The 1,243-nt window shown below is 57.2% G+C and carries 1 protein-coding gene and 1 pseudogene; both read left to right on the forward strand.

What is annotated here, in order from left to right:
- The first annotated feature begins 424 nt into the window (after positions 1-424).
- Entirely contained in the window at positions 425-616 is a 192-nt protein-coding gene (locus IVA82_RS14060) for a hypothetical protein (RefSeq protein WP_247493331.1), read from the forward strand.
- A 273-nt stretch (positions 617-889) separates the two neighbouring features.
- Positions 890-1,147 (forward strand): annotated as a pseudogene (locus IVA82_RS14065) (transposase); the annotation flags it as partial.
- Positions 1,148-1,243 lie beyond the last annotated feature (96 nt).

The raw sequence follows: 1,243 nt of genomic DNA on the forward strand, positions 1-1,243 counted from the left end.
GTGCCGCGTCGATCTTGCGTCTCGTCTTCGTCGTCATCATGCGCTCCGTCTATCAAACGGAGCAGCCCCTTCCAACTAAGCACGTGGTCCCAAAATCGGGGTCCATTTCAGAACCAACATCCTCTCAAACAGGCCAGCCTCAGTTCAGCAGCCTTGGCCCCACTCCCACGTACCGGTTCGCTTAATCGGTGATCACGATCCTCTGGAACACGCAGCGTTGATCTAACATGCAACTATTCTCGCCGTTTTGGAGCGCCCAACATCTCTGGAATCAGAGAAAAGCACATCAGCGTTAAAAGTTAGGCAAGAATGCCCGGCGAAAGCGGAGGTCATGACTGTGATCTTCTAAGTACGATCACGCGAACCCCGTCAAGAATGGGCCGATGAAGATCGCAATGCGTTCCGGTAGCGAGCCGCTAATGCCATGGGCCGCGACAATGTCCGCCCGGCTTCCCTCGAAATGTTCTTGCGCGTGCGAGTGACGGCGATGTTTGACGACGTGCCGCCGCTGAGAACCACGACAGTACGGGGCGAGGTCGCGATCCTGCACTACACCGAGATCAAGATTGAGCCACTTTCCTCCACATTTCTAAATAGAGGTTCAGCCATGAGCTGAGACGATCGTCGCACGGCACAAGCGTGACCGCAGGCTCTAGACCGACCGATGTCTGCAGCCCGCGAGCTTGGCAAGCGCAGCCGCTTCCTCCGCCGACTGCCCACCCCTGAGGTCGATAGTGAGTTCCATCAGAACTCAATCATCAGACGAAGTTCACACTTAGATGAGATGCGCCCAATCGAACCCAGAGCCGGCTCCGGAAATCTGCATAGGACGTTAAGTGGAGTTTCTGCCTGACGACGGGCACGATAGGCCCGCGAATCAGGAGAGACGATGAGCAGACGAGCACGCCGGAATCACTCACCGGCCTTCAAGGCGAAGGTGGCTCTGGCCGCCGTCAAAGGCGATCGGACGATAGCCCAACTGGCCGAGCATTTTGACGTTCACCCCAATCAGATTACGGCGTGGAAATCGCAGCTTGAGGGCAATGCTTCCGGGATTTTCGGACCAGGGGGCGGGCCGCCGGCCGCGCCCGCAGTCGATGTGAAGTCGCTGCATGCCAAGATCGGAGAGCTGACGCTGGAGAATGATTCCTAAGAAACGGCAGCAACTACTTTCGGCTCCAAGGGCTGGAGAACAAAGCCGAATGCCTTGGCACGCCGATGCAAATTGTTGACCACTCGCGTC

It is taken from the genome of Bradyrhizobium sp. 142 (assembly GCF_023074015.1).
GTDB lineage: Bacteria > Pseudomonadota > Alphaproteobacteria > Rhizobiales > Xanthobacteraceae > Bradyrhizobium.